Annotated in this window: 25 protein-coding genes and 1 riboswitch; of the genes, 10 read left to right on the top strand and 15 right to left on the bottom strand. The window is 50.4% G+C overall.

Features of this window, described 5'->3' with window-relative positions:
* Positions 1 to 47: 47 nt before the first annotated feature.
* Both REH51_RS03755 and REH51_RS03760 read left to right on the top strand, forming a co-directional pair.
* Positions 48 to 1,529 (top strand): putative bifunctional diguanylate cyclase/phosphodiesterase, encoded by a 1,482-nt coding sequence (locus tag REH51_RS03755; RefSeq protein WP_498936896.1) that lies wholly within the window; start codon positions 48 to 50, stop codon positions 1,527 to 1,529.
* A gap of 30 nt (positions 1,530 to 1,559) precedes the next feature.
* Positions 1,560 to 2,363: a PEP-CTERM/exosortase system-associated acyltransferase gene (locus REH51_RS03760; protein WP_498936897.1), complete on the top strand. Its 804-nt coding sequence runs from the start codon at positions 1,560 to 1,562 to the stop codon at positions 2,361 to 2,363.
* Between the two features lie 31 nt (positions 2,364 to 2,394).
* Here the strand turns inward: REH51_RS03760 and REH51_RS03765 are convergent, their stop codons facing one another.
* Both REH51_RS03765 and nfsA read right to left on the bottom strand, forming a co-directional pair.
* Positions 2,395 to 3,024 carry a hypothetical protein gene (locus tag REH51_RS03765; protein WP_009721600.1) on the bottom strand — a complete coding sequence of 210 codons (630 nt, stop codon included), beginning with the start codon at positions 3,022 to 3,024 and terminating at the stop codon, positions 2,395 to 2,397.
* A 152-nt stretch (positions 3,025 to 3,176) separates the two neighbouring features.
* The gene (gene nfsA / locus REH51_RS03770; protein ID WP_009721599.1) at positions 3,177 to 3,908 is read right to left on the bottom strand and encodes an oxygen-insensitive NADPH nitroreductase; all 732 of its coding nucleotides are present in this window, start codon (positions 3,906 to 3,908) and stop codon (positions 3,177 to 3,179) included.
* Positions 3,909 to 4,087: 179 nt separating this feature from the next.
* Between nfsA and REH51_RS03775 the strand changes: the two genes are divergently transcribed.
* Positions 4,088 to 4,855, top strand: coding sequence for a class I SAM-dependent methyltransferase (locus REH51_RS03775; protein WP_498936899.1), 768 nt, complete (start codon positions 4,088 to 4,090; stop codon positions 4,853 to 4,855).
* Between the two features lie 103 nt (positions 4,856 to 4,958).
* Here REH51_RS03775 and REH51_RS03780 read toward each other — a convergent pair whose 3' ends face one another.
* A complete protein-coding gene (locus REH51_RS03780) occupies positions 4,959 to 6,020 on the bottom strand; it encodes an NAD(P)-dependent alcohol dehydrogenase (protein WP_009721597.1) in 1,062 nt (353 codons plus the stop codon).
* A 195-nt stretch (positions 6,021 to 6,215) separates the two neighbouring features.
* Here REH51_RS03780 and REH51_RS03785 point away from each other — a divergent pair, with 195 nt between their 5' ends.
* Positions 6,216 to 7,112 carry an AraC family transcriptional regulator gene (locus tag REH51_RS03785; RefSeq protein ID WP_498936901.1) on the top strand — a complete coding sequence of 299 codons (897 nt, stop codon included), beginning with the start codon at positions 6,216 to 6,218 and terminating at the stop codon, positions 7,110 to 7,112.
* A gap of 51 nt (positions 7,113 to 7,163) precedes the next feature.
* Here the strand turns inward: REH51_RS03785 and REH51_RS03790 are convergent, their stop codons facing one another.
* A complete protein-coding gene (locus REH51_RS03790) occupies positions 7,164 to 7,589 on the bottom strand; it encodes a VOC family protein (protein ID WP_009721595.1) in 426 nt (141 codons plus the stop codon).
* A gap of 171 nt (positions 7,590 to 7,760) precedes the next feature.
* Between REH51_RS03790 and REH51_RS03795 the strand changes: the two genes are divergently transcribed.
* Complete coding sequence (locus REH51_RS03795) at positions 7,761 to 7,973, top strand: DUF3820 family protein (protein WP_009721594.1); 213 nt, start codon at positions 7,761 to 7,763, stop codon at positions 7,971 to 7,973.
* Positions 7,974 to 7,987: 14 nt separating this feature from the next.
* Here the strand turns inward: REH51_RS03795 and REH51_RS03800 are convergent, their stop codons facing one another.
* Positions 7,988 to 8,338 (bottom strand): hypothetical protein, encoded by a 351-nt coding sequence (locus tag REH51_RS03800; protein WP_009721593.1) that lies wholly within the window; start codon positions 8,336 to 8,338, stop codon positions 7,988 to 7,990.
* Between the two features lie 189 nt (positions 8,339 to 8,527).
* Between REH51_RS03800 and REH51_RS03805 the strand changes: the two genes are divergently transcribed.
* Entirely contained in the window at positions 8,528 to 9,295 is a 768-nt protein-coding gene (locus REH51_RS03805) for a DUF1499 domain-containing protein (protein WP_009721592.1), read from the top strand.
* A gap of 57 nt (positions 9,296 to 9,352) precedes the next feature.
* On the opposite strand, the gene REH51_RS03810 is transcribed toward REH51_RS03805, so the two are convergent.
* Both REH51_RS03810 and REH51_RS03815 read right to left on the bottom strand, forming a co-directional pair.
* On the bottom strand, positions 9,353 to 9,715 hold the full coding sequence (locus REH51_RS03810) for a ribbon-helix-helix domain-containing protein (RefSeq protein ID WP_009721591.1): 363 nt from the start codon (positions 9,713 to 9,715) through the stop codon (positions 9,353 to 9,355).
* Between the two features lie 120 nt (positions 9,716 to 9,835).
* The gene (locus REH51_RS03815) at positions 9,836 to 10,405 is read right to left on the bottom strand and encodes a DJ-1/PfpI family protein (protein WP_009721590.1); all 570 of its coding nucleotides are present in this window, start codon (positions 10,403 to 10,405) and stop codon (positions 9,836 to 9,838) included.
* A gap of 303 nt (positions 10,406 to 10,708) precedes the next feature.
* Between REH51_RS03815 and arfB the strand changes: the two genes are divergently transcribed.
* Entirely contained in the window at positions 10,709 to 11,125 is a 417-nt protein-coding gene (arfB, locus tag REH51_RS03820; protein ID WP_009721589.1) for an alternative ribosome rescue aminoacyl-tRNA hydrolase ArfB, read from the top strand.
* A 65-nt stretch (positions 11,126 to 11,190) separates the two neighbouring features.
* The gene (locus REH51_RS03825; RefSeq protein ID WP_498936903.1) at positions 11,191 to 11,415 is read left to right on the top strand and encodes a DUF1289 domain-containing protein; all 225 of its coding nucleotides are present in this window, start codon (positions 11,191 to 11,193) and stop codon (positions 11,413 to 11,415) included.
* Here the strand turns inward: REH51_RS03825 and REH51_RS03830 are convergent.
* From REH51_RS03830 to REH51_RS03855, 6 genes are all read right to left on the bottom strand, one after another.
* Complete coding sequence (locus REH51_RS03830) at positions 11,412 to 12,461, bottom strand: proline racemase family protein (RefSeq protein WP_498936904.1); 1,050 nt, start codon at positions 12,459 to 12,461, stop codon at positions 11,412 to 11,414. The two genes, REH51_RS03825 and REH51_RS03830, sit on opposite strands and share 4 nt — an antisense overlap.
* An 11-nt stretch (positions 12,462 to 12,472) precedes the next feature.
* Entirely contained in the window at positions 12,473 to 13,639 is a 1,167-nt protein-coding gene (locus REH51_RS03835) for an alcohol dehydrogenase catalytic domain-containing protein (RefSeq protein WP_009721587.1), read from the bottom strand.
* A 134-nt stretch (positions 13,640 to 13,773) separates the two neighbouring features.
* Positions 13,774 to 14,352 carry an NnrU family protein gene (locus tag REH51_RS03840; RefSeq protein ID WP_009721586.1) on the bottom strand — a complete coding sequence of 193 codons (579 nt, stop codon included), beginning with the start codon at positions 14,350 to 14,352 and terminating at the stop codon, positions 13,774 to 13,776.
* A 116-nt stretch (positions 14,353 to 14,468) separates the two neighbouring features.
* Positions 14,469 to 15,437 carry a magnesium/cobalt transporter CorA gene (gene corA, locus REH51_RS03845; RefSeq protein WP_009721585.1) on the bottom strand — a complete coding sequence of 323 codons (969 nt, stop codon included), beginning with the start codon at positions 15,435 to 15,437 and terminating at the stop codon, positions 14,469 to 14,471.
* 34 nt (positions 15,438 to 15,471) lie between these two features.
* The gene (locus REH51_RS03850; protein ID WP_009721584.1) at positions 15,472 to 16,860 is read right to left on the bottom strand and encodes an SLC5/6 family protein; all 1,389 of its coding nucleotides are present in this window, start codon (positions 16,858 to 16,860) and stop codon (positions 15,472 to 15,474) included.
* Positions 16,850 to 16,958: riboswitch (TPP riboswitch) on the bottom strand. It overlaps the preceding gene by 11 nt.
* Positions 16,959 to 17,057: 99 nt before the next feature.
* Positions 17,058 to 17,639 (bottom strand): peroxidase-related enzyme, encoded by a 582-nt coding sequence (locus REH51_RS03855; protein WP_009721583.1) that lies wholly within the window; start codon positions 17,637 to 17,639, stop codon positions 17,058 to 17,060.
* 200 nt (positions 17,640 to 17,839) lie between these two features.
* Here REH51_RS03855 and REH51_RS03860 point away from each other — a divergent pair, with 200 nt between their 5' ends.
* Positions 17,840 to 18,529 carry a hypothetical protein gene (locus REH51_RS03860; protein WP_009721582.1) on the top strand — a complete coding sequence of 230 codons (690 nt, stop codon included), beginning with the start codon at positions 17,840 to 17,842 and terminating at the stop codon, positions 18,527 to 18,529.
* Between the two features lie 48 nt (positions 18,530 to 18,577).
* On the opposite strand, the gene REH51_RS03865 is transcribed toward REH51_RS03860, so the two are convergent.
* Positions 18,578 to 20,077 carry a CoA-acylating methylmalonate-semialdehyde dehydrogenase gene (locus tag REH51_RS03865; protein ID WP_009721581.1) on the bottom strand — a complete coding sequence of 500 codons (1,500 nt, stop codon included), beginning with the start codon at positions 20,075 to 20,077 and terminating at the stop codon, positions 18,578 to 18,580.
* 249 nt (positions 20,078 to 20,326) lie between these two features.
* Here REH51_RS03865 and REH51_RS03870 point away from each other — a divergent pair, with 249 nt between their 5' ends.
* Entirely contained in the window at positions 20,327 to 21,385 is a 1,059-nt protein-coding gene (locus tag REH51_RS03870; RefSeq protein WP_498936906.1) for a zinc-binding metallopeptidase family protein, read from the top strand.
* Between the two features lie 6 nt (positions 21,386 to 21,391).
* Here REH51_RS03870 and REH51_RS03875 read toward each other — a convergent pair whose 3' ends face one another.
* The gene (locus REH51_RS03875; RefSeq protein ID WP_009721579.1) at positions 21,392 to 22,390 is read right to left on the bottom strand and encodes an alpha-E domain-containing protein; all 999 of its coding nucleotides are present in this window, start codon (positions 22,388 to 22,390) and stop codon (positions 21,392 to 21,394) included.
* Positions 22,391 to 22,392 lie beyond the last annotated feature (2 nt).

A 22,392-nucleotide genomic window follows, 5' to 3' on the forward strand; every position in this document is an offset into this window, starting at 1 on the left:
ATATCGTTGGACGCCATTTCTCTGACATCTTTGATCAAGATGCTCGCTTGGCATTGCCTGATGGCAACGAGAATGAAACTAAGAGTGATGCCAATGACCGTACTGTGCCTCACCTAAGTGCTCCCAACCAGGAAGAAAAGACATTTCAAACTTCGGATAAACGCTCGTTTACCGTCGTTTGGTATCACGCTTTTTTGGCAAATAGTAACGACCACAATGCTTCTAAAATATCCGTTGGACTAGACATTACCGAGCGTAAAACTGCTGAAGCACGTTTGACATGGCTTTCTGAACACGACCCATTAACGGAGCTCTATAATCGTCGCTATTTTCAAGCTGCTTTGCAGCACACTATCGCTAATCAAGCCGAAGGCGCTGTTTTACTGTTAGACCTAGACCAGTTTAAAGAGATCAACGAACTCAGTGGCCACCATGTAGGTGACCGCCTATTACGAGAAGTCGCTGATACGCTTTTCTTAAACCTTAGCCAGCGAAGCATTATTGCCCGCCTCGGTGGTGATGAGTTTGCCCTACTGCTGGAAGATATTAACAGCGAACAGGCAATTAACGTGGCGGAGTACATTTCTCAGTTGCTGGGCGGCCTTGGCTTTACAGCCGCCGGAAGAAAACATCATGTTTCTGCCAGCATTGGTATCGCGCTGTTCCCCGTTAATGGGCAAACGCCAGCTGACCTATTAGCGAGTGCCGATATGGCCATGTACAAAGCGAAAGAGAGCGGCAATCAACACTGGTACCTTCTCAGGCAGGCAGAAAATGCTAAAGATGAGCTTCAAGAACGCGTCTATTGGGTAGAGCGGCTACACAAAGCGCTAGAAAACGACGAATTTGAACTGTGGGCACAGCCCATTGTGCGGCTCAAGGACCGTGATATTAAGCATTACGAAGTATTGCTACGTATGCGCAATGACGATGGAAGCTTGGTCTCTCCGGCACAATTTATACCTGTTGCTGAGCAAAGCGGTTTAATTGTTCAAGTTGACCGTTGGGTGCTGCACCATAGCTTAGAAGCACTGACATCGCTGCAAAAAGAGGGCTTATCGTTGGCTGTGAACTTATCAGGCCAATCTTTACATGATTTAGGTTTAAAACAATACCTAGCCGACCAATTAAAAATCAGCGGCGCTGATCCCCATCATCTCATTTTAGAAGTAACAGAAACGGCTGCAATAACAGATTTCTCAACAGCCCGCAACGTGCTACAAACCGTAAGAGACTTAGGCTGCCGAACGGCGCTAGATGACTTTGGAATTGGATTTAGCAGTTTTCACTATCTAAGTCAGCTCCCTGTGGACTATATTAAAATCGATGGCTCTTTTATTCGCAGCTTACTTATCGATACAGATAGCCACACGCTTGTCAAAGCAATTGCCGATATCGCAAGAGGCTTCGGGAAGCAAACTATTGCTGAATTTGTCGATCAAGAAGCACTGATACCTGTTCTTCTTTCATATGGCATTCAGTATGGACAGGGCTATCACCTGGGGAAACCTGAAAAAATTCGACTATAGTAAGCAGCGGCACTCAAAAGGAAGCAACTGATGCTAGCTGAGAAAACCACCCAAGGGAGAGAGTTTGACGATAAAAGTAATCATAAGGAGATGATTGATAAATTTATCGATGAATATCATTTTTTTATTGCTAACACCCATGACCAAAAGCAACGCGCCTTTCGACTGCGACATGATGTTTTTTTAAAAGAATTCCACTACGAAATGCGTGAAGATGAGGCACGTTTATACGAGTCCGATGAGTACGACGATTACTCAGTTCATTGCCTTATAGAGCACAAACGTAGCGGCATTCTTGCAGGCTGCGTTCGATTAGTCATGCCCTTAAGCGGCAACGCTAGCCCACCCGATCATTTACCTGTTCAAAACAAAGGGGAGCTGTTACTTAACCATCCCACATTAACGCCGTTTAAGCTACCGACGCTAGAGACGTGTGAAGTATCGAGATTAGCTATTTCTAAAAACTTCAGAACGCGAAAATCCCACACTCCAGAAGAAGCAGCGGGTGAAGAAATCGTTTTATTTTCGCAAGATGAGGCAAAGACATTTTCACTCGTCGCATTGGGACTTTTTTTATGCACCTACTCTATTGTTGGCTTAACTACCCGCCGTCACGTTTTTGCAATGATGGAGCCTCGCCTTCCCCGCTTATTAGCGATATCAGGTTTTAAGTTTACCAAAGTGAGCGAACCGATTGTGTATCACGGCACTCGACATGCTTATTACATTGACTATCATGTGGCGAAAAAAGAGATGAGCGAGCGCCTGATCCCGTTATACGAACATATCGTAACAACATTAAAGCCTCAGATCGCTCACACATTTATCTATTAACGCGTTTTTTAAACCTGGCTCGTTCGACCATTTAAGAAAGCGCCGTTTGTCTAAAATCCTGAACTGAAACGCTGGCGAATTTTTCTAAGAAAAACACCAGCGTTTCAGGGTGCTGAAAGCGGCGTTCAAATGTCTCTTGCCCATTTTTACCGCGCCGTGTCACTTTGGCATGATATTGACTGCCTATTTTAGCGACATTAACGCTATTTTCTTGCTCACCTTCACAATGAACAGCAGATAAGGGCGAAGCGCTATCAAGCAATTTGGTAAGCTGCTTTGCAGCGTCTGCTTCTACAGGCGTTGCCCACAGAGGCTGATCACGCTTGCCGTAGTGAAACAGCACTATGATTAGCATCACCGAGAAGATACTGCTTGTTAGCATCCAGGTAAGCGCAACGCTGGAAACCGGCATGGTGAAGACCACTAGCAACTGCCCTACTGCCATGACTGCCAGTACCACGGCTAGAGGTTGCCACATACGGGGGTTCATAAACCCACGTTTCAGTATGTAGCCCCATAGCCCTACCACGGCGAGCGTTCCCAGCGCGAGGTGAGCCACCGCAAACGGCGTACCCCCGCCTGAGAAAATAGCCACTAGCCCGATAAGTGGAAGCAGGCTGTAAAAAGCCGCTAGCAGGTAATAAGCGCGCTGAAGGTTCATCAATAGCTCCTTTTATTGTTATCGGCTCTACTCTTGGTATGCAACCAGTATAGATGAACACGGTAAGCGTGCAGCGCAAGAAAGCTGTCCTTTTAAACGCCTTGCCACACGGTAACGATCGCCTCAGCTTCTTTTCATACTCGGTTCGTTTGTTACTTCATTTCAAAGCCACGCTTAACTAAAAAGTCACGCATGTGAGGACGCAGTTTTGAATCGAAGAGCGGCGTCAGGTTATGTGACCAGTCAGTCGTTTTGTTGCCAGTACTGCGTGTTTGGTAGTACGCCTGCATAGTGCTGTCAAAAGCCTCGACGTGATCAGTATCTTCACGGTAAGTATCTTCCTTGAGAATAGCCTCCACCGATAAGCGCGGTTTAACCTCAGGATCATGAGCCGGATAGCCAAGGCACATACCAAACACCGGATAAACATGGTCGGGCAAGTGCAAAAGTTCGCTGACCGCTTGAGGATTGTTGCGGATACCACCGATATAACAAATCCCAAGCCCTTCAGATTCGGCGGCCACTGCAACGTTTTGTGCCATCAGGGCAGTATCAACGGTGGCGACCAACAGCTGTTCGGTCATGCCTCGTTCAACGTTGGCGCCTGTCCGCTCGGAAGCCTCTGTGGGGCGCTTCATGTCCGCACAAAAAACTAAAAATACCGCACTACTTGCGACATACCCCTGGCCACCGGCGTATTCAGCAATTTTTTCGCGGTTAGCTGAGTTTTTGACATTAATAATAGTGTAGGCCTGCACATGGCTCGATGTCGCTGCGGCTTGGCCCGCTTTGATGAACTCTAACAGCAGCCCACGCGGAATTTCCTGATCGGTAAACTTGCGTATAGAACGGTGGGATTGAAGCAGTTTGATAACATCATTCATTTCATCTAGCCTCTTAATGCTTAATATAACGGATATTAATACTAAATTGCCCCCGCCTATTTGGCGGCTCAATGCTTTTGCTCCTCAATTCAGGTTTAACGCATGCTATTGATAGCAAGCTATACTAAAAGAAGCCATTGGGTCACCCCTAAGATAAATAACGCCGCTAGGAAGCCGATATGTCTAACGCCCCTCACACTCCGCCAGGGCAGGAATGGAATCCCAGCCACTATGCGGAACACGCGAATTTCGTTCCCACGTTGGGAAGCGATGTAATGAAGCTTTTAGCGCCACAGCCTGGCCAGCGTATATTGGATCTTGGATGTGGTGATGGTGCACTCACCGAACGCATCATTCAATTAGGTGCCGATGTGCTGGGTGTCGATGCTTCCGCTGAGATGGTCGCCGCCGCCCAACAGCGCGGGGTAACTGCTAGGGTTATTGATGGGCATCAGTTGCCCTTTGACCAAGAGTTCGATGCCGTCTTCAGCAACGCGGCGTTGCACTGGATGCTGGATCCACAAACGGTACTGGCCGGCGTAAAACGCGCGCTAAAACCCGGTGGGCGTTTTGTTGCAGAGTTTGGTGGACATGGCAACGTAGCTGCCATTTGTACAGCGCTTATTGCCTCGCTGCAGTTTCGTGGCATTAGCTCACGAGGTCGTCATCCTTGGTACTTCCCCACCCCGGAAGAGTACACAAACTTGCTTCAAACAGCGGGCTTTCATGTCGATTCTATCGAGTTAATACCTCGACCCACACCGCTACCCACCGGTATCGCTGGCTGGCTCGAAACCTTTGCAAGCCCGTTTTTGCACGGGTTAGATGAAGACCTGCAAGTAGCCATTATTGATAATACGATTAACCTGCTCTCCCACAGCCTAAGTGATGGACAAGGGAACTGGACAGCCGACTATGTCAGACTGCGAGTCTCTGCCCACCTGTAACAGCCTCGACACTCAATAGCAGCAGTGCGAGAACCCCACCGTTAGTCAACGGTGGGGTTGCGTTTATGGCGCTAGGCTAGCTGGCATTAGCTTTTGAAAGTCGTTACGCAGCTGAATCTTTCAGCGTTGCCATATCAATGACAAAACGATAGCGCACGTCACCTTTTTCCATACGTTCAAGGCCCTCGTTGATGTTGTTAATGTCTAACATCTCAATATCGCAAGTGATGTTCTGCTCTGCACAAAGTTTAAGCAGCTCTTCCGTTTCAGCGATACCACCAATCAGCGAGCCAGCTACCACGCGACGCTTAAACACTAAATTGAAAGCTTCAATAGCAGGTTCAATCGGTTCTAGCAGGCCGACAATAATATGCGTGCCGTCGTATTTCAAAGAGGTAAGGTAAGGATTTAAATCGTGCTGAACTGGGACGGTATCCAGCATGAAATCGAACGTTTCTGCGACAGCATCCATCTGCGCTTGATCACTAGACACCACTACGTGATCCGCACCATTGCGCTTAGCTTCTTCTACCTTGGCATCCGAGCGAGTAAAGACCGTCACTTCCGCACCCAGTGCTTTCGCCAATTTCACGCCCATATGGCCAAGACCACCCATGCCAATCACACCCACTTTGTGGCCTTTGCCAACACCATAGTGTTTTAGTGGCGAGTACGTCGTAACACCTGCACAGAGAATGGGTGCTGCGGATGCTAGATCAATACCCTCTGGCATTTGCAGCACGAAATGCTCGCTAACCACGATAGCATCTGAATAGCCGCCTTGAGTGAGAGCGCCGTCTTGGCGGTCAGGGCTACCGTAGGTCATCGTGAACCCTTCCAGACAGTACTGCTCCACGCCATTTTTACAGGCAGAGCAGGTGCGGCAAGAGTCGACCATGCAGCCAACGCCAACCAAGTCACCCGCTTTAAAGCGGGTCACCTCACCACCAACCGCGGTTACACGGCCCACTATCTCATGGCCAGGTACCAAAGGGTATTGGCTCATACCCCAGTCATTTCGGGCAAAGTGCAGGTCACTATGGCAAACACCACAGTATAGAATTTCAATGGCCACATCGTCTGGACGTGGCTCACGACGATCAAAGGTGAACGGAGCAAGTGGTTTGTCAGCCGAGAAGGCAGCATAAGATTTTGCTTGGCTCATGGAAACTCCTTAATAAGCATTCCGCATAGGCGGGAAAGTGCTTCCATTATTCGCTGCTAGGCATTGGATAGCGATGAGCGAAGCTACGTTTTTTTTGCTCATTTCTCTTTCTACATGCGATAAAATAACAAAAAATCTCAAAAAAACATCATAATTGTCGTTCAGCTTTAATAGCCATTCAGGTTTGGAGTTTCCATGGTGGCCAGTACCACTCTCGCAGGTAACGCACTTGCTGATTTAATCTTACCGCTAGTAACAGGTGACGGAATAAGCATTTCTCGATTGCCCAGAGTAGGCTTACTTTGCCTAGGACGGCGCCAGGAACGTACCCCGCTGATGTACGAACCTAGCTTAATTATCATCGCCCAGGGCCGCAAAATAGGTTACCTAGGCGATCGAGAGATACACTACACCCCTGGCCACTATCTCGTGCAAACTCTACCGCTACCCTTTGAGTGTGAAACTTATGGCTCGCCAGAAGCGCCTCTGCTAGGTGTATCAGTAAAGTTAGACCCAGCGTTACTAAGTGAAATGGTCACTGCCATGGGCGACATGAGCCATTCAAACCTCGCTCCGAAGCCGATGGCTTCAGTGGCGATGAATGACGGCATGCAAGCCGCAGTGCTACGCCTAGCACACGCCTTACACGACGAAGTAGAGTGCACCGCCATGGGCGAAGCTAGAGTAAGAGAGGTGGTGTTTGAAGCATTAAAAGGCGAACAAGGCCCTGCTTTGCGTGCCCTGGTTAAAGGGCACGGTCACTATTCGCGTATTGTGCATGTGCTATCGCAGTTGCACGCTCATTTTGCCGAGGACTTTACCGTCGAACAGTTAGCCCAGCAGGCCAATATGAGCATATCGACGTTTCATCAGCACTTTAAACAGATTACGCGCTCGTCTCCCGCGCAATATTTAAAGCGACTGCGCCTACTTAAGGCACAGCAACTTTTATTGCAGGATAGCCACAACGTGAACCAAGCGGCACAGGCGGTCGGGTATCGCAGCGTGCCTCAATTCAGCAGAGACTATAAGCGCTACTTTGGCGCATCACCGCTGCAGCATAGGCGTAAGGAACAGGCGCTGCGTGCTTAGCCATACCCGCTTACTACTCCACCTTGTTTGGAACAATTTTCCTGAACACGCTTATTTAGCAAAAATCTGGCGCTGGTCTTTGAACGCTTTAAACTCCAGGGCATTACCACAGGGGTCGAGCAGGAACATCGTAGCTTGCTCACCTACTTCGCCTTTAAAGCGAATGTATGGCTCAATCACAAAATCGGTATCCCTTGCCTTTAATCGCTCGGCTAAGGCTTCCCATTCATCCCACTCTAGAATTACGCCAAAGTGCGGTACCGGTACGTTGTGGCCATCGACCGGGTTAGTGTGAGCGCTCTGTTGGCCTGGTGTTTTCGGATGTTCATGAATCACCAACTGATGGCCGAAGAAATTAAAGTCGACCCAGTGATCGCTAGAGCGTCCTTCTTCCAGACCAAATACATCGTTATAAAATGTTCGGGCTAGAGCGACATCGTAAACAGGGATGGCTAGATGAAAAGGCGAAAGGCTCATGGTTATCTCCTATTGCAGCGGTTTTATTCGTTGCGTTATTTTCGATGGCCAGCCGCGTTGTCCTGCCACTGTATAGCCATCCTAGATCGCGTCATGTAAAAATAAAATCAATTGTTATTTAACCACTTTTGAAACACGTTTTAGATCACTCATTTAAAAAGAGCTTAAAGCATGAACCCCGAAGACCTTGAGAAGCTGGTAACGCACACCATGCCCTTTGGCAAATACGAAGGCTGGCTTATTGCCGATTTGCCTGGCCCCTATTTGAACTGGTTTGCTCGGGAAGGATTTCCAAAAGGAGAAATTGGTCAACTCCTACATTTAATGCATGAAATTGACCACAATGGTTTGAGCGACTTGCTAAACCCGCTGCGCAAAAATTGACCTTTCCGCCAAAACTAACAGCGGCACCATTCTTTAATGGCCTGCTCACGCTCGGAATAGTAAAACGCTTCCTGTTGGGAGGAGGATGAAGGAAAACGCCCCAACTCCGCGGCAAGCTCAAAAAAACCTGCTGCCGGAAGGCCTTTTCCACTACGGCTAATTACAAGCGTTGCAATAAAGGGCTTTTCAGCGGCGGCGTCTTCCCTCATTAGCTGTTCAAGTGCTTGTGCGATACGCTGAATAGTCTTGGGTGGCGAAAGGCCTAGCGCGTTCGCCGCTTGCTGATAGGTTATCGGTAAAGCACTGCTCGGGGTCGTCGCCAGTAGCTCTCGCAAGGGTGGTGCTAATGCAGTTGCTGATGTCATGCTTACTTCAATCTCTCAAATTGTAAAACACTCAAATTGTACAAACTGACTATCCACGCTAGATCTATTTGCATTACTGCTAACAGCAGCATAGTAGTGTGTCTTAGCCACCCCGTCTAACCAAGACAGATGCGCTACTGCAACCTATGCTAGGTAGATCAACACCGTATTCATAATGAGGGAAGACATATGGCAAAGGAGCGCTCAGATCGCTCGCTCAAAGGGGGCATTTGGCCAACGCTGCTGGCTTGGCTCAGCGTTATTGCACTGGTGGCATCTGCTCTGCTAATGGCTGGTGCTGGGCCAGCCTATCGTTGGGAGTTGATTAGCCTGGGCGACGCCTTCAACCTGATGCGCAATGGTGTCTATGCAGCAACCGCTGCCGTAGCAATAAGCGTCCTGCTGTTGCTAATCAGTGTGTTTACTCGCCGTATTGGCGCAGGCGTGGTGGCAATCTTTGTCATCGCAACTACTGCCGCGTTGTTGTATATGCCATGGCAGCAGTGGCAGCGTGCGCAGCAGGCTCCTGTCATACATGACATTACCACCGACACCCAAAACCCTCCTGACTTTGTCGCGTTAAGAGACGCCCGCGAGGCAGCACCTAATGAGGTTGATTATCCTGGAGAAGCTACAGCGCGTCAGCAACAAAATGCTTATCCTAATGTGCAGCCTTTACAAGTAACCGCGCCTAAAGCGACCGTTCTTGCGGCAGCTCAGGCAGAAGTAGAAGCGTCTAGCTGGCAGATAGCAGCGATAACAGGGAACACTATCGAAGCTACCGCGACAACCCGCTGGTTTGGCTTCGAAGATGACGTCGTCATTCGCCTTACTGAGCGACAAAACGGCGTGCAGGTGGATATGCGCTCAGCATCACGGCTAGGTGCCAGCGATGTCGGCACCAACGCACGACGTATCGAGACCTTCCTGGATAATTTAGGTAAGCGATTAGAGTAGCGGTCTTAGCTGAAACAGGCTTGATCTACCGACTGATTTAACGGTAGCAAAACAGTTTCAATGCATCTGATTAGTACGCGTGGCAGCTTCTCTGCTCAAAATTTGCTGCGCATCTAATGAGCCAATTGCCACTTCCACGCTTTTTGGAATATCACCGCTAAGCTGAAGCGCTTGGTAGCGCAACGCGCAGACACGCAAAAATGAGGTGAAATTGCCAAGATCGTGTCCAGCATCGATCGACTCATGATAAAGCCGCGTGATGAGTTGGGCCGTGTTCATCCCATCACGTTGAGCCATCTCTTCTAGAAGGTGCCAGAAGTAGTTTTCCATGCGAACGCTGGTCACCATGCCATCAATGCGCAGCGAGTGTGTGGCGCTACGCCATAGCTCAGGGTCTGCATCAATAAACAGTTTGCACATTGTTATGCTCTCTCTGCTATCGAGTAAATTGCCTGCTCTTCAGCATAGCGGCTAACAGAAAACACGCCCAGCAGCGTTGAACTCGATATCGCTGGGCGCGAAAGGAACACCTGTCAGTACCTACTTATCCAATAGCGCCATAAACTGAGCAAGCCATGCAGGGTGTGCAGGCCAGGCAGGCGCAGTGACCAAGTTGCCATCCGTCACCGCATCGGTGACCTCCAGGTTTGCGAAGTGGCCGCCGGCAAGTTCCACTTCTGGCTGGCAAGCAGGATAAGCCGAACACTTCTTGCCTTCTAGCACCTTCGCCGCTGCCAGCAACTGAGCGCCGTGGCAGATAGCAGCGACCGGCTTCTGTGTGTCAAAGAAGTGCTTCACCATCGCCAGTACATCTTGGTTTAAGCGCAAGTATTCAGGTGCACGACCACCGGGAACCACCAAGGCATCGTAGTCAGCGGGGTTAATCTTGGCAAAGTCGGCGTTTAGAGCGAAACGATGACCGGGCTTTTCGGTGTACGTTTGGTCTCCTTCAAAATCATGAATGGCCGTTGCCACGGTATCGCCGGCGACTTTGTCGGGACACACCGCGTCGACTTGGTGCCCAACCGCCATCAGCGCTTGGAAAGGCACCATCGTTTCGTAATCTTCAGTGAAATCACCGGTAATCATTAAAATACGCTTGCTGCTCATCTCAGTTCTCCTTGTCGTTATCTGTTGAGGTGCAGAGCACACGCGTGGCGTGTGAAATGAGAGTAGCAAGCGCAGCTATACAGCGGGTAGTAAACCACTACTACATGTGAAAAACGGCATTACTCGCCCGCCTAAGGTGAACGTCATCAACCAAACTGGTGGCAGCGCTGCTCATGTAGACATTTAGGCATGCCAACACCATGGGGGTAACGTCATGACAGGTAGCAGGTCGCAGGCCTCAAAGCGGTACCTCTGAGCTAAGTGTGCTAGCCTTACGAGCCACATGCGACATAGAGGAACTGAATGCTCACTATCTCAACTAACGTGACGATAGCGGACTGGGAAATCGATATCAGTCAGATCAGGGCTCAAGGCTCGGGGGGCCAAAACGTCAATAAAGTCGCCTCTGCGGTACATTTACGTTTCGATATTCAAAGCTCTACGCTACCGCCGGTTTATAAAGAGCGCTTAATGGCGCTGTCTGATCAGCGTATTAGTAAAGAGGGCGTGGTGATTATCAAAGCCCAAAGTTATCGCACCCTGGAATTGAACAAGGAAGATGCTCTTGCACGCTTAAAAACGTTGATTCAAAGCGCAGGCAAGCAGCAGAAAACGCGTCGACCAACCAAACCCACCAAAGGCTCACAACGCCGCCGTGTGGATCACAAAACACGTAAAGGCAAAACGAAGTCACTGCGTGGTAAAGTGCCGATCTCATAAGGCGTGCACGGACTAAGTGATTTTCGCCTAGCATCGTTTTTTACCACTGCATTGAGCTCGTCATCATGTCCAGCACCTCATCCAGCTACCCCCTTCCCGTTGCCCGCCCGCTGTCACCCTGCATTCAGGTATGCAACATTGACCCCGCCTCATCATTATGCCAAGGCTGCGGTCGGACGCTAGATGAGATTGCCTGCTGGGGTAGCATGACCGAGGCCGAGAAGACCCCGGTTTGGGAGAGACTTGAGCAAGAAGGTTATGTCAACACATTACGCCGGGAAGTACGTTAGTCCTCGTCAGTATGACGGTCACTCAGAATGTGGTGTAGTTCGCCACACGTCACCATCGAGTCATCGCAGTTAATCACGATCTTAGATTCTGCCAGCACATAGCTACGGCCAGTCGTGGGGTTCTCCACCACTTGATAATCGCCTTCTTGATGTGTGCCAGTGAAAGTGCCGATAAACCCCGTTTCACGTAGTGACACTGTCTCTAACTTATCACCGATTGCCAGCCGACCTTCATAATTCATCAGCGCCAAACGCGCGGAGGTTCCCGTGCCAGTGGTACTGCGACAAATAACACCAGGATGCACATACGTCGCTGAACGAGAGCGAATATAGCCTTCTGCCACTTTCTCTTCCGGCCCCATAAAATGTAAAAACGGCAATGGCCCTACATCTCCCAGGGTGTAATGAGAAAAGCCACGTTGTGCTTGTATCGCCTCAACAATTTTATAAGCACAAGCGGCCAACGCCTGCTCTTCATCGCGAACTAAACGAAAACCCAGCTCTTCGGCATCTACCAACGCATAAAAGCCACCGCTGTAAGCGACTGAGTAGGTAACTGTCCCTATTTCAGGTACTTGAATCGTGTCGCGATAGGAGTCGATATAGCTTGGCAGGCCTTCACAGGTAACTGACTCCACTACCCCATTGCACACCTTTGCTTCAATTTGCACCAAGCCTGCGGGTGCTTCCAGGTTAAAGCGCTGAATCCCCTCCTGCTTGGGCACAAGCCCGCTTTCCAACACAGCAGTGGCGGTACACAGCGTGTTAGAACCGGAATAAATCGGATCCCCCATGACTTCCATAATGATATAACCCGCCACGGCGTCCGGGTGCGAGGAGGGCACTAACAGATCTACTGACATCTCCGGAATACCATATGGCTCTTCCAACAGCAGCCGCCGCAGGCCATCGGCATCATCACGCAGGTACTCCATTTGCTGACGCACCGTGGCACCAGGGAGCATATCAATACCACCCGTTACAATACGGCTAACATCGCCACCGGCGTGAGTATCCATCAACTGAATCGTATGCAGATTCTTCATAAACATTGCTCCTAGTCGGTGGTTAAGGCAAACGGCGCACCGTGGGTTTCCCACTGCGCGTCAGGAACAATAACGATCTTTCCCAAGTAGTTACTGCCACGGTTCACAAAATAACGCTCAGCGTTATGCAGATCTGAGAGCTTAAAGGCTGCGTGCAGCACTGGCTTTAACGCTCCACTGCAAATCCATTCAATCAGTTGCTCAGCCTCTTCGCGGGTACCGTGGGAAACACCAAAAATCTGCACCTGATACAGGTAGATCCGAGTCCACATAATCTCGCTGATATTGCCGCCACTCGCGCCTGCGATGGATAGCCGCGGATAACTGTTACGTCCCTGCATATCGACAATCATGGTATCGATAAATAGGTCGGTCATCTGTCCACCAACCAAGTCCATCACTGCATCAATCGGCTTACCATCGGTAGTCGCCAATACACGCTCAACGAACGTCGATAAATCACCACGATCAATGACCGCTTCAGCACCCAACCCCATAAGCGCATCGGCCTTATCCAGCTGGCTGACAGCGTAAGGAATAGCGCCCACGATCCGACACAGTTGAATTAACGCCGTCCCGACACCCCCACTGGCTCCCGTCACCAGCACACGTTCACCTGCGCTTACGCTGGCAGACGTCATCATGTGATAAGCCGTCTGATATGAGCACATACCCATCGCAGCAAGCTCTGCATCATGCAGCTCAGGGTTGGAAACATGATGGAACTGATCAGCAGGCACTACGACAAAGTCAGCGTAGCCGCCATCAGCTCCGTGGCCGTAATAATCTGGCGTTAAATTGATATCGCGGCGCTCATCAGCGTAAATATTAAAATCGAGCAGCCCTCGTTCACCAATACGGGAGGCATCCACGCCCTCGCCTACCGCCGCCACGCGGCCAGCAATATCTGCCCCTTGGATACGAGGAAACGTCAATGTGGGCGAACCCCCCATGGCAAACGATGTGACCTCTTCTTTCCCTTTCGTAGGGTAAAGTCCTTCACGCGCTTTTCGGTCAGTATTATTTTTGGCCGTTGCCGTTACCTGAACTAGCACTTCCCCCGGCCTTGGTCTAGGGGTAATAACATCCTGCCGATACTGCAGCTTGTCTACATCACCGTGGCCAGTTAATAACATCGCAGACATCGTCTTCGGTACTTGAGGTGCTGCTTCAGCCATAAATTGACTCCCGTTTAAAACATTGGATGTACTTATCTGACAATAACAAACTTTTGTTATTACTAAAGAGATAAAAACAAAAACGGCGTCAACGGATATAAACCATTGACGCCGTTAATATTTATTAACAATTACTAGCTAAAAACAGGTACACCAATAACTAACACGTGTAGGTAAAGAGCGAACAAAATATACGCTATCAAGCCAATCACAACGGTGGCTATTGTCGCGGGAGCCGAGGTTGATACTGGATTAGCGGGATGTAGGCGATCACGCTTTTTGGCCGCCTTAAATGCCAGGATGGCCCACACCAAAAACGCTGCAAAAAAGATAATATCGCCAAGTCTTCCGTTGGCCAGCAGGTGTGAAAACGCCCAAATTTTGACGGCCAACATCATCGGATGACCAAGCTTCGCTTTAATCGCATTGCGCGGCACATAGGCTGCCACCAGCATAATAAAGGCAGGCACCATCAGCAGTGCTACCGCATGGCGTAAGCCCGTGGGGGGGAACCAAACGTAGATGGGGTCTAGGCGCATTTGGCCAAAACCATAAATAGCGATTGCTAGCCCAACCACTGATACAACGGAGTACGCTAGTTTCCAGGTGTTTTCGCCATGTTTAACAATCTGTTGCCGACGCCAGTCTTCAGCAAAGATACGCACGGAATGGCTGCCAAGAAAAATCAGCAGGCCAATAATCATGATGGTCATAAAGGTGGCTCTCAGGTTGTTTGCAGGTCATAGGTCGCCTGCGAGGATGCCACACTAAAGCTCAAACCACATGGCGAACTATCAACTTTTCGCCGACGGCGAGCGTCTGTCTCGGTTTAAAACCAGTTTTTACGTTTAAACAGCCAAATTAAACTACCACCGATACCCAACATGGCCCCCCAGACAAAAAAGTACCCATATTGATAGCGCAGCTCTGGCATGTACTCAAAGTTCATGCCATAAATACCGGCAACAAACGTCAACGGCACAAATATGGCAGTAATCACCGTTAATACGCGCATGGTGATATTTAACTGGTGAGAGGAAATCGAAATATAACCGTCGACGAGATCACCGCAAATGTCGTAGTACATTTGTGTCAGTGTATACAGGCGCTCAAAACGCTCTTCTACGTCTGTGATAGCATGCAGCGTCTCACTTTCACCCCGTGGAAGATGAGCGTAGTCATAGGCCGTAAGCTCTTGGGTAATACCTTTGTGATAACTAAAAATACGCCGCATCTTCACTAAGCGTGAACGATAGGTGGTGATTTTCCGCATCAGCACATCGTTACCATCTTCCAGTAGCTCATCTTCTATGTCGCTTAGCTCGCTTTCAAATTCCAGTAAGCTATCAATATAGAAGCCTGCCGAGATGTACATGATTTTCAGCGCCACATGCTCTGGGGATAGCGCCAGCAGCGTTTTTCCGTGCTCGTTAAAGAGCCGTTCAATACTAAGCGCCTCACCGGCGTGCAGGGTGATTAGAAAACGCTCGCCGATAAAGAAACACACTTGCTGAGGTACAAAGTTTAGCTGAGCATCAAACGAGGAAATACCTCGGTAAATAATCAGTGTGTGATGTTCAAACTCTTCAATTTTAGGCGGATGACGCTCCTTGTGGGCATCTTGAATTGCCATCGGATGACAATCAAAGCGTTCCAGTAGCTGGCGTTCACGCTCCTCAGGCTCACCTTTCATGTCTATCCATAGGTGGCTGCCAGGCGTCGCTTGCCAGTCATCGATAAGGCGTTCATCGCCTTCGCGCACATCACCTTCTGGCATCGTTAGTAGGCTGCGAATCATGATCGTCCCTGTTAATTTGGCTCACGGCTTAACGTTACGGCCTAACGCTTTGACGATTAGGCAGGTAGGCCAGTGTAACGCTGACAACGATAGACGCCAGCAGCGCCCCTAAAAAAGGCCCTAGCGTTGGAATACTGCCAGGAAAGGTAGCCGCCATGATGCCAGCAGCAATACTTCCCTGACTTAGCCAACCCGGCAGTATGGCCCCCACTAACCCAGCCATGCCGCCACCAATCGCTGCAATTGGCGTCATTCGTTGCCACAGGCCAAGTAACACAGGCACCACGATGGCAGCGCAAAGTAAGTCTGCTATCAAGAAGAGTCGCAGTACTGACAATCCTTGCAGCGCAATCAGCACCACCGGCACCATCATTGCTACCGTTATCCACCTTGCGGTGGTTAAGGAAGCCGTATGACGTTCGCCGCCACGCCCTACAATTAGCGACGCTATACCGTTTTGCAGCGTATCGACACTTGAGGTCACTAGCGTCACTGCCAGTACCAACGCAGGCAGCGCTACCCAGGCAGGCGCATCTGTTAACAGCGCAAAGAAGGGAATCGGCGGATCTCCTAACGAAGCACCGCTCATAGCGGCCATCATGCCGACACCGCCAATCACCATCACAACCATTACGGTCATACCACCGCCTAGCCAAGCGCCTCGACCTAAGCTCTGATCATCCTGGGCAGCCCATACACGCTGCCAATAGCCTTGGTGAAACAGATTGGCGGCTGTCACCGCAATCACGAGCGTCAAGGCAACGCTGAGCGCACTTGCGATGGGAATAGAGGGCATTACTGCGTCATTCGGCATCGTTGGCAGCCGCCATATCGCAACGCTACCTACGGCTAATAACAGGGCTAGCAAAAGCCATGCCTGCCAGCGATCCGTTGCAAGACTTGCTCGTAGCCCACCGATTACCGTATACACCAAGGTTGTGAGCGCAACGCCAATAATCACCAGCGCGGGGGGCACATCAGAAAGTAGCGCTGTAATAGCGCCAATCGCCGTTAGCTCCGCTGCTAAAAAACAGCCCATGTAGGCCACGGACACCAGTAACACCCAATGACGCACACCTTTGCCATAACAAGCATGGGCAAATTCAGCGATGCTTCTGCCCTCAGGCAATGCACGACGAATTTTTGGCCCGTACAACCCCAATACGATAAACGGCAGCGCAGAGCCCAGCGCATATCCCGACAGTGCCACCGGACCAACAAAAGCACCAATTTCAGGCGGTGCAAACAGGATCCAAGCGCCCATTCCCGATGCTAAGAATGAAAACCCTAGCGTGGACGCAGTTTGTGAGTTCCGTGCCGTGACATAGTCATCGAGTGACCCCTGCACATGGCGTGCACGCAGGCCCAAAAAAGCAAAACAAAATAGCGCCGCACCAAGTACGGCTGACGTTAGGTAAGGCATGTCGCACTTCCTCCGCCGGTATGAACCGGATCAGGTTCCAGGGTCTGCGCAGTGCACATTCTCAGCCCATCATGATGTGGGCTCCCCTGGCGACAGTGAATGGAGAGGCTATCCTCGGTGAAAGCGGTTCGTTAGTAAAGGCTGTGCGTTAGTAAAATCTGTCTGTGAGTAACGCCTAAGCCCACGTTTTCTTCATGCTAACGCGGTAGGCGCCCCATCAAATAAAACTCCTCGTTAGGGGGAGTACCCGCCATGGTAACTAACCGATTCGACATGCCGAAAAAGGCAGCGATGGCGCCGATATCCCAACAATCCTCTAGCGTAAAACCTGCCTGCTCTAATGTTGTTTGCCACGAGGAAGAAAACTCGCCAATCTCAATACCGCAATGCATCGCAAAATCCAGCATTACGCGATGACGCTCGCTCAGCCCAGCCGTCAGATGGTTAATAGCGACATTGTCAGCAACTAAGGGATCTTTACTATAAATTCTCAATAGCGCTCCATGAGCAACCACACAATAGAGGCAACGATTGCGAGCACTTGTGGCCACCACAATCATCTCTTTCTCAGCTTTGGTCAGCGTATCGGACTCACGCTCCATCAAAGCATCGTGGTAGGAGAAAAAAGCACGAAATTCATCAGGCCGATGAGCCAACATCAAGAACACGTTAGGTACAAACCCAGCTTTTTCTTGAACTTTCAGTATCGCATCGTGGATATCATCAGGCAGTGCATCAAGCGTTTCTGGCACATGGAAGCGGCTAAGTGGATTAGTCATCGTTACACCTCTTTTCCTGAATTAAGATTTAATTTTTTGTTGTGGTTAAACAGTTACATTATTGAGTAGTGCAATTCAGTAACAAAATACTAAACAAAGTGACTTTCAATCGCGGCCAACGCTGTCCATACTCTAAGCTATTCAATAACATATAAGCCGCGCAATGAACGCGTAAAACGGCAATTTAAAGGGACACCCAAATGCATTATTCCGAAGCGAAAGAGCATACGCCAGGGCACCTGCATACGCTGTTTGCTGACCCTTACAGTGCGTTCAAAAACGACACCGATGAGCGACAGCTACACATTCGGATAATGTTGCACACCCTTTTTGCACGGCCGTTGAAGCAGTCGCAAGTAACCCTTCGAGTAATTCATGGATGGGAAAACGGCAGTTTCGAGCCACACGACTTAAAGCACATTGACTACCCTTTGAGCTCACTGGACGATTTACAGCGAGTAACCAGTGAATTCTCCCTAGCTTCTCAGCAACGTCTACCACTACCAGCCCATGACTTTTCGCTTCTTGAAGCTCCGTTAGCCAATATTCTTGCCCACTCAGAGACTAAAGACAGCGCCGCTAATGAAATAACGCACAACACGCCAGCTCGCTGGCCTACGCTGCCAGGAGGCTTAGCGCTTTACACGCTTTTCAAGATGTATCATCGGCTAGTTTACGGCGAAGACGATAACTATCGCTGCTCTCAGTGCGAAACACCCAATGGCCTATGTGAACTTCACGAATTCCATATCGAAGAAGGCGAATTTGCACTGTTGACTCCCCACCAGCAGTCGAAAACAGTACCAACAATTTTGGTGCTACATGCCAGCCAGCTAGGTCCTATCGGCCAACTTCTAAAAAGTAGCCTGCCGTTATTTCAGGACACTTGAGTCGAAACTTAAAAAGCCCCGCTCATCACGGGGCTTTTTTCGGCGCAACTAGCTCAACGAAATAGTGCTATTAATACCGCTAGATACATTTTCTGGCTCAAACCAGCGGGCGGTGACCGTTTTGGTTTGCGTCCAGAAAGTAATCGCCTGCTTGCCGTTCGGCCCCAGGTCGCCAAGCTTGGAAGCTCGCGAACCCGTAAAGCTGAAGTAAGCAACAGGGACAGGAATCGGCACGTTGATACCAATCTGGCCAACGTCAATATCAGTTTCGAAGCGCCGTGCTACCCAGCCTGAATTAGTAAATATCGACGTACCATTGCCGTTAGGGTTAGCGTTGATAAATGCAATCGCTTCATCCAGCGTTACCACACTGACCACGCACAGCACCGGGCCAAAAATCTCTTCCCGGTACACCGTCATATCTGCTGTCACGTCGGCAAACAGGGTTGGGCCAACAAAGTTGCCGTTTGGATAACCATCTACCGTGCAACCACGGCCGTCCACCAGCAGTTTAGCGCCCTCTTTTTCACCCGCCGTAATCAAGCGCTCAACACGCTCTTTCGCCTGGGGAGAGACAAGCGGCCCCAGGTCTGCATCGCGCTGAGTGCCCGGGCCGACTTTCATGCTACGCGCGCCCTCCTCAATATCTTTCAGCCACTCACGAGCTTCGCCTACTAGCACCACCACCGAGTTAGCCATGCAGCGCTGACCAGCGGCACCAAACGCCGAGCCAAGGAGGCTATCAATCGCCTGACTGCGGTTGGCATCCGGCATGACGACACAGTGGTTTTTAGCCCCCATCATCGACTGCATACGCTTGCCTGCAGCAGCAGCGCGGTTGTAAAGCAAGGAACCCACATGGGTCGAGCCGATAAACGACAGTGCTTTAATATCCTGGTGGTCGGCGATCTGGTTGGCGACATCAGGGCCGCCATGAACCACGTTTAAAACGCCTGCCGGGACACCCGCCTCATGGGCAAGTTCAACTAGTCGCATCGTGGAACTGGGATCTTGCTCAGACGGTTTCAGTACAAAGGTATTTCCCGTTGCAATGGCCAGCGGGAACATAAAGCAGGGCAACATAATTGGGAAGTTGAAAGCTGTAATGCCCGCGCCAACGCCCAACGGTTGGTGCATGGTATAGACATCGACTTCATTAGCGGCATTTTCCGCCAGCTCGCCCAACTGCAAGGATGTAATAGAACAAGCGTGCTCAACGACTTCTAGACCGCGCCCCACTTCACCTTCAGCGTCAGGCAGGGTTTTACCGTGCTCTTCGGTAATTAGCGCGGCTAATTCAGCGGTATTTTCGCGGATTAGTGCCTGAAGCTTAAGCATGATGCGCATGCGCTTGCCCAGCGGCACTTTGCGCCACTCTTTAAAAGCTGTTTTAGCGCTGGCAATCGCACGCTCCACTTCTTCGGCGGTACAAAATGGCACCCGGGCAACCACTTCTTGGGTTGCAGGGTTTACCACATCACGCCAATCCTGGCTTTGTGACATGACTGGCTGGCCATCGATATACATAGGGATTTCACGGACAGACATGACTACCTTCCTCATCGTTGTGTTTGTTATGAGACGCAAATATGAGCCCTAGGGTATATCAGCAAGTTGACGTAAACGTCAATTAGCCACTTGATAAAGATGAAAGCCACTCAGCGTTGAGATTTACGCTTTCCATAGCCGCACTGCCCTCGCTATGCTGGCTATTAGCACCATTCGCTGCACATTGGAGTATGCGCTTTTCCTAGATGCACGTGGCCCTCACACTGGTCATCACACGAGGAGGCATCCATGCAGACCTTTAGTTGCCGCTGTGGCAATTCGCTATTTTTTGAAAACACGCATTGCTTGGCCTGCGAATCCGAGGTTGGCTGGTGCCCTGCCTGCACGCATATTGTGGCACTTGAGCCGTTACTGAATGGGGGCTACCGCTGCACTCACCCAGGCTGCGGGTCAGCCCTAATGAAGTGCCACAACTATGCGGTTGAGAATGTGTGCAACCGCATGGTGGTGAAGGCCGAGGGATATGCCGATACGTTGTGCGATTGCTGTCGCTATAATGAAATGACTCCCGACCTCAATATCAGTGGCAACCGGGAACGCTGGGCGGCGCTTGAAGCCGCCAAGCGACGGCTATTTCACACGCTTGATTTATTAGAGCTTCCCCACGGCATTAGCAGGGAAAATATTCGTGTCCCGCTTAGCTTTTCGTTTATGGCGGGTGCTCTGCCCGACCAAGGGCTTTGGCGCTCTATCGCTAGCCAAGAGAAAGTTTATACCGGCCACGCCAACGGCCATATCACCATCAATGTAAAAGAAGCCGACGACGTTGAACGCGAGCGTCTGAGGGTTGATCTGAATGAGTCCCACCGCACACTGATCGGCCACTTCCGGCATGAAATTGGTCATTACTACTGGGATTTACTGGTCAAGGGCCTAGATGAAAACGCTTGCCGCCAAGTGTTTGGAGACCATAACAACCCTACCTACGGTAACGCATTAGAGCGGTACTACCAGCAAGGTACGCCGGCCAATTGGGCATCCCAGTTTATTTCCGCATACGCCACCATGCACCCGTGGGAAGACTTTGCTGAAACCTTTGCCTTTTACTTGGATATGGTGGCCGTACTCGATACGGCACTGCATATGGGGGTTTCCCGCGCCGAGCATGATGGCACGCTGGACGGCATGCTAAGGGCGTTTCACCAAGTAGGCATGGCGGTTAACGAACTTAACCGTGATATGGGCCTGCTTGATTTAGCGCCAGGGGTCATTGCGCCTGCTGTGCGTGAGAAGCTGACGTATCTGCATCGACTGATTCAGAACGCGAACGCCAGCCCCCGTGCTTAACGTCCGTTAATCGTTATCGTCATCCCCCACTTGGCTTTGCGATTGGCGCTGTGACAAACGGGGGACCCCGTCACTATTAACAAAGTAGGTTGCGCTTAGCGTGTCGTGAATCGAAGCGAAACCAATCTGCAGCTCATCCACAAAGTCGTGTAGCTTGCTTGGTGAATGGGCTAGGGCCTGAATGTCAGCGTCCACCACATCTGCCCGTACAAGCGATACCGTTGCTGCCACGCGATCCTGCCTGGGTAACAGCTGAAGCTCGTGCCCCACCGTTTCCAAGCTACAGGCAATAGAGCGTGGAAGATTAGGATCTTGCAATAAAAAGCGCAGCACATCGGGTCCACGCACCCGCAAACGGACTTGCTGACGATACATTTGATACGCGGTGAGCGACTTCAACACACTCATCCACTGTAGATTTTCAAACGGCAGTAGCTCTTCAGGATTTTGCGGCAGTAGGCTGGCTGAACGAACATCGACAATGCGGGTGGTCATGTCTGCCCGCTCTAAATGTCGCCCCAGTTTAATGAAGGTTCGAGCGGGGCCATAACTGAGCGTTCCTTCAATTAAACCAGTCAATGTTTGGCAGCCACGAATCACGCTTTTCAAAAAGGTGTCACGCCGCCGTGGACTAACGCCATTTTCCGCGTGCTCTGCAACGCTAAGATAGAGTTGATTGACCTCTTCCCAGATCTCCCTCGGCACGACATCACGGGTGGTACGCAGGTTTTCTCGGGCGCTCGCTAAGGCGGCCAAAATAGAGCTGCCATTTTGCGCATCGGCACACAAAAAGTGCACCACGCTACGTTCATCAAAGCTTGAATGGCGCTCATTAAATGCTTCCAACGTGCCGGTCATTTCAATCAACGGCGCCCAGCCCAGGGGCAAATGGCGTGGCAAATCCAGCATTAAGTGGCTATTAACGCTCAGCAGTCGAGCAGTATCTTCGGCCCGTTCGATGTAACGCGCCATCCAATAGAGGTTTTCAGCTACGCGTGACAGCATGG

This window comes from Halomonas bluephagenesis (assembly GCF_054790765.1).

Coding starts and splice junctions, on each gene's coding strand:
- REH51_RS03760 (WP_498936897.1), top strand. CDS start 1,560: ATGCTAGCTGAGAAAACCACCCAAGGGAGAGAGTTTGACGATAAAAGT.
- REH51_RS03765 (WP_009721600.1), bottom strand. CDS start 3,024: ATGAACCTTCAGCGCGCTTATTACCTGCTAGCGGCTTTTTACAGCCTG.
- nfsA (WP_009721599.1), bottom strand. CDS start 3,908: ATGAATGATGTTATCAAACTGCTTCAATCCCACCGTTCTATACGCAAG.
- REH51_RS03775 (WP_498936899.1), top strand. CDS start 4,088: ATGTCTAACGCCCCTCACACTCCGCCAGGGCAGGAATGGAATCCCAGC.
- REH51_RS03780 (WP_009721597.1), bottom strand. CDS start 6,020: ATGAGCCAAGCAAAATCTTATGCTGCCTTCTCGGCTGACAAACCACTT.
- REH51_RS03785 (WP_498936901.1), top strand. CDS start 6,216: ATGGTGGCCAGTACCACTCTCGCAGGTAACGCACTTGCTGATTTAATC.
- REH51_RS03790 (WP_009721595.1), bottom strand. CDS start 7,589: ATGAGCCTTTCGCCTTTTCATCTAGCCATCCCTGTTTACGATGTCGCT.
- REH51_RS03795 (WP_009721594.1), top strand. CDS start 7,761: ATGAACCCCGAAGACCTTGAGAAGCTGGTAACGCACACCATGCCCTTT.
- REH51_RS03800 (WP_009721593.1), bottom strand. CDS start 8,338: ATGACATCAGCAACTGCATTAGCACCACCCTTGCGAGAGCTACTGGCG.
- REH51_RS03805 (WP_009721592.1), top strand. CDS start 8,528: ATGGCAAAGGAGCGCTCAGATCGCTCGCTCAAAGGGGGCATTTGGCCA.
- REH51_RS03810 (WP_009721591.1), bottom strand. CDS start 9,715: ATGTGCAAACTGTTTATTGATGCAGACCCTGAGCTATGGCGTAGCGCC.
- REH51_RS03815 (WP_009721590.1), bottom strand. CDS start 10,405: ATGAGCAGCAAGCGTATTTTAATGATTACCGGTGATTTCACTGAAGAT.
- arfB (WP_009721589.1), top strand. CDS start 10,709: ATGCTCACTATCTCAACTAACGTGACGATAGCGGACTGGGAAATCGAT.
- REH51_RS03825 (WP_498936903.1), top strand. CDS start 11,191: ATGTCCAGCACCTCATCCAGCTACCCCCTTCCCGTTGCCCGCCCGCTG.
- REH51_RS03830 (WP_498936904.1), bottom strand. CDS start 12,461: ATGAAGAATCTGCATACGATTCAGTTGATGGATACTCACGCCGGTGGC.
- REH51_RS03835 (WP_009721587.1), bottom strand. CDS start 13,639: ATGGCTGAAGCAGCACCTCAAGTACCGAAGACGATGTCTGCGATGTTA.
- REH51_RS03840 (WP_009721586.1), bottom strand. CDS start 14,352: ATGACCATCATGATTATTGGCCTGCTGATTTTTCTTGGCAGCCATTCC.
- corA (WP_009721585.1), bottom strand. CDS start 15,437: ATGATTCGCAGCCTACTAACGATGCCAGAAGGTGATGTGCGCGAAGGC.
- REH51_RS03850 (WP_009721584.1), bottom strand. CDS start 16,860: ATGCCTTACCTAACGTCAGCCGTACTTGGTGCGGCGCTATTTTGTTTT.
- REH51_RS03855 (WP_009721583.1), bottom strand. CDS start 17,639: ATGACTAATCCACTTAGCCGCTTCCATGTGCCAGAAACGCTTGATGCA.
- REH51_RS03860 (WP_009721582.1), top strand. CDS start 17,840: ATGCATTATTCCGAAGCGAAAGAGCATACGCCAGGGCACCTGCATACG.
- REH51_RS03865 (WP_009721581.1), bottom strand. CDS start 20,077: ATGTCTGTCCGTGAAATCCCTATGTATATCGATGGCCAGCCAGTCATG.
- REH51_RS03870 (WP_498936906.1), top strand. CDS start 20,327: ATGCAGACCTTTAGTTGCCGCTGTGGCAATTCGCTATTTTTTGAAAAC.
- REH51_RS03875 (WP_009721579.1), bottom strand. CDS start 22,390: ATGCTGTCACGCGTAGCTGAAAACCTCTATTGGATGGCGCGTTACATC.